The 4,128-nt window shown below is 67.5% G+C and carries 2 protein-coding genes and 1 tRNA gene; all 3 read left to right on the forward strand.

The features are described from left to right. The first annotated feature begins 136 nt into the window (after positions 1 to 136). The 3 genes from VI078_01190 to VI078_01200 all read left to right on the forward strand — a co-directional run bounded on the left by VI078_01190 (position 137) and on the right by VI078_01200 (position 3,679). Positions 137 to 223: transfer RNA gene (locus VI078_01190), tRNA-Leu, on the forward strand. A 310-nt stretch (positions 224 to 533) separates the two neighbouring features. After that, positions 534 to 1,727: a cytochrome c3 family protein gene (locus VI078_01195; protein ID HEY5997905.1), complete on the forward strand. Its 1,194-nt coding sequence runs from the start codon at positions 534 to 536 to the stop codon at positions 1,725 to 1,727. 98 nt (positions 1,728 to 1,825) lie between these two features. Then, positions 1,826 to 3,679, forward strand: coding sequence for a histone-lysine N-methyltransferase (locus VI078_01200; protein HEY5997906.1), 1,854 nt, complete (start codon positions 1,826 to 1,828; stop codon positions 3,677 to 3,679). Positions 3,680 to 4,128 lie beyond the last annotated feature (449 nt).

Genomic DNA, 4,128 nt, shown 5'->3' on the forward strand with positions numbered 1-4,128 from the left:
GCACCCCCCGCGCGGCGGCGCCGAGGTCCCGCAGGCGCGGGCGCCGCTAGGGACCGTGCGGGCGGGTCCGAACGCGCGCGGACCGGCGGCCGTTCGGTTGACATCCGCCCGGGCGACGGGTATAAGGCGGCAGCGTGCCGAAGTGGCGGAATTGGCAGACGCGCATGATTCAGGGTCATGTGGGCTTAAGCCTGTGGGGGTTCAAGTCCCCCCTTCGGCACCAGCGTTCCGATCACCCGTAGATCGACCGCGGCCGGCTCATCCGTCGGCGTCGTCCTCGCGTCCTGAAAAGCGGCATTCCGCGCAAATTCCTGCGTCTCTGCGCGCAGCGAGCTTGCCGCCCATGGAGCAAATAACACTATAATTTTTGACGGATTATAGTAAATGTTTGATTGTATGATCTTTTATCTAATTGGTCGCACCCTGCTTTTTCTCGGAATCAGCGGCACATCTCTTGCTTTTGCCAAGCGTGTCGCCTATTGTTGATGGTCGAAAAATCTGGGGTGGAATGGACGGCGACAAGGAGCTAAGGAATGTCAGTGCGGCGGTTGATGGCGGCGGGATGTGCGGCGGTTGTCTTTGGGGCAGTGGTCTTCGCGGTCGCTCCCGCTCGCGCGGCGGACCCGCCCTGCTACGAGTGCCATGACGACTTCCCGAAGAAGATGAAGGAATTCAAGTTCACGCACGAGCCGGCGGCCAGCGGGGACTGCACCGCGTGCCACCTCGACCATGGCGACGCGGAGAAGCTCATGCTCGTCAAGAACGGGGCGGCTCTCTGCGCGGAGTGCCACGATGACGTGGCGAAGGGGACTTCCGTCCATGCCCCGGTCGGCGACGGCGAGTGCACCTCCTGCCACAATCCCCACGGTTCGGCCAACAAGAAACTCCTCGTCGCCGCGGGCGCGGCCCTCTGCAAGACCTGCCATGACGACATGGCGCAGGGGGCCACGGTCCACGCCCCGGTCGCGGACGGCGACTGTTCCTCCTGCCACAAGCCCCACGCGTCGGCGAACGAGAAGCTCCTCGTCGCCGTGGGCGCGGCCCTCTGCCAGAATTGTCATGACGACATGGCGCAGGGCGCCTCGGTGCACGCCCCGGTGAAGGAGGGCAAGTGCACCGCCTGCCACAACCCGCACGCCACGGCGGCCAAGAAGCTCCTCGTTGCGGCCGGCACCGCCCTCTGCGAGAAGTGCCATGCCGGCGGCACCGAGTTCAAGCGCAAGGTCACGCACGCGGCGATCGACGACTGCAGCGCGTGCCATCGCCCCCACTCCTCCGGGAACCCGCGCCTGTTCACGAAGAACTTCAAGCTCGACCGGCTCGCCCTCTTCGACCCGAAGGACGCCGAACTCTGCCAGGACTGCCACGACATCGGCGGGCTCACGAAGCTCCAGAGCGAGGACACCGGCTTCCGAATGGGGGCGCAGAACCTGCATGCGACGCACCTGCTCGGCGGCGGCACGCCGAACAAATACGGGATCGTCAAGAAGAAGGAAGGGCAGACCTGCTTCGCCTGCCACCTGCCGCACACGGCCGACCAGGCCAGGCTCCTGCGCACCGAGTACCAGTGCACGGGGACCTTCTGCTACACGATGCGCTTCGTCCCCAGCGAGAAGGGCGGCACCTGCGTCGTCGGCTGCCACAAGCCGCGCGTCTACTCCCGCGACGGGCAGGACCCGAGTTCCACCGCCGGCGCGGCGCCCACGGCGCAGCCGACCGCCCCGTAGCCCGCCCACTTCCCCCTGCCGGACGGCGCGGGCGCGTTGACAACGCCCGTGCCGTCCCCTAGATTTCTTCGAACCCCTCGAACCGGGAGGAGCTGAAGATGCTGCGTTGGAGCAACCATCGCCGACTGCTGACTCGCGCGCCGCGGAGCCGCGCCTCGTTCCCGCTGGTCGAGGTCGCGACGCCGAACCTGATGCGCGACCTCTTCCCCTACAAGGAGGTCTGCCGCGTCGACTTCGACCACCAGCAGGTGATGCTCGACCCGGCCGAGGACATGTTCGTCACGGACACCACCTTCCGCGACGGGCAGCAGGCGCGCCCCCCGTACACGCCCGAGCAGGTCGTGCACCTGTTCGGGCTGCTCTCGAAGCTCGGGGGCCCCAACGGCGTGGTCCGCATCTGCGAGTTCTTCCTCTACCGCGACGACGACCGCGAGGCGGTGCGCCGCTGCCAGGAGCTGGACCTGAAGTTCCCGCAGATCACCGGCTGGATCCGCGCGACGGCGAAGGACCTGCAGCTCGTGCGCGAGATGGGCTTGAAGGAAACGGGGATGCTGACCTCGGTCAGCGACTACCACATCTTCCTCAAGCTCGGCTGGGACCGCCGCAAGGCGCTGGAGAATTATCTGGCGGTCGTCAAGGAGGCGCTCGCGCTGGGCATCACGCCGCGCTGTCACTTCGAGGACCTGACCCGCGCCGACATCTACGGCTTCTGCGTGCCCTTTGCGATCGAGCTGATGAAGCTCTCCGAGGAGGCCCGCGTGCCGATCAAGATCCGCCTCTGCGACACCATGGGCTACGGCGTCCCCTACGACGGCGCCGCGCTGCCGCGCAGCGTCCAGAAGCTCGTGCGGGCGTTCATCGATGACGCCGGCGTCCCCGGCCCGCAGCTGGAGTGGCACGGGCACAACGACCTGCACAAGGTGCTCATCAACCCCACCACCGCCTGGCTCTACGGCTGCGCGGGCGCCAACGGCGCGCTGCTGGGCTTCGGCGAGCGCACCGGCAACACGCCGGTCGAGGCGCTCGTCATCGAGTACATCCAGCTGCGCGGCGACGCGAACGGCATCGACACGACGATCATCACCGACATCCGCAACTACTTCGAGCAGGAGCTCGGCGTCGTGATCCCGCCCAACTACCCGCTCGTCGGGCGCAACTTCAACGTCACGAGCGCCGGCATCCACGCCGACGGCCTGATCAAGAACGAGGAGATCTACAACATCTTCGACACGCTGCGCCTGCTCAAGCGACCGGTCGGCGTGACGATCACCGACAAGTCGGGGCTCGCCGGCATCGCGCACTGGGTCAACTCGCGGCTCACGGTCCCGGGCGGCAAGCGCCTCGAGAAGCAGCACCCGGGCATCCAGAAGATGTACAAGTGGGTGATGAAGCAGTTCGAGCAGGGGCGCACGACCTCGATCGCCGACGAGGAGATGGAGGCGCTCGCCAGCCAGTACCTCCCCGAGCTGTTCGTCTCCGAGTTCGACCGGCTCAAGAAGAAGGTCCTCGAGATGGCGCGCTCGATCGTGCGCGAGCTGCTGCGGCACGAGGAGATCGCCTCGATGGACCCGGCGCGCGCGGAGGTCGAGCTGCGCCGCTTCGTCGACGAGCACCCCTACGTGCAGTTCGCCTACCTGACGAACATCGAGGGGAAGAAGGTGACGCACAACGTGACGCAGCTCGCCGACAAGGGGAAGTTCGAGAAGATCGGGCTGCACCAGGACTTCTCCGACCGCGAGTGGTTCTCGCAGCCACTGGCCACCGGCGAGGTCTGCGCGACGGATTTCTACTCCTCCAAGATCACCGGGCGGCTGTGCATCACGGCGTCGGCGCCGGTCTGGCGCGGCGAGGAGATGGTCGGCGTGCTCGGCCTCGACTTCAAGTTCGAGGACATGGCGCGGCTGCACCCGGTCGAGGGCGCGCCCGCGCCGATCTACGTCGAGGAGGACTAGGCCGGGGTCCCGGGCTGGCCCGGGGCTGGCCCGGCCTCGTTCCAGTGCCGGGCCACGGCCCGGGGGCGCCTGTTCGCTTCCGTCTCGCCCTCGTGCCAATGCCCGCTGGGGCGGGGCGCTGTCGGGCGCGCGCTGAGTTGCGCGCTCGACCGCAGCCTGTCCGGCCCTGCGCTCGAAACGCATAACTCGCCCTTCGGGCCTGGCGCGACTTCGCCGCTGTCACCCCTTCAAGAACAGTCCCGGCAGCTTCGTGAACAGGGCCACGGCCCGGCACAGTCTTCGCTGCGGCGCGAAACGTGTCCGTGCGGCTGGCGTGCACGTGCTGCCCGAGTCAGCCGAGTGCGGATATTTTCGTCCTGGCAAGGCAGCGGGCACGGGCGCGCGGAGAGCAGCCCGGCCCGCAACGCCGCCAGGGCGGAAAGAGCCGCTCCCGGCTGACCCGGGCTAAT

This window comes from bacterium (genome assembly GCA_036524115.1).
GTDB lineage: Bacteria > JAUVQV01 > JAUVQV01 > JAUVQV01 > DATDCY01 > DATDCY01.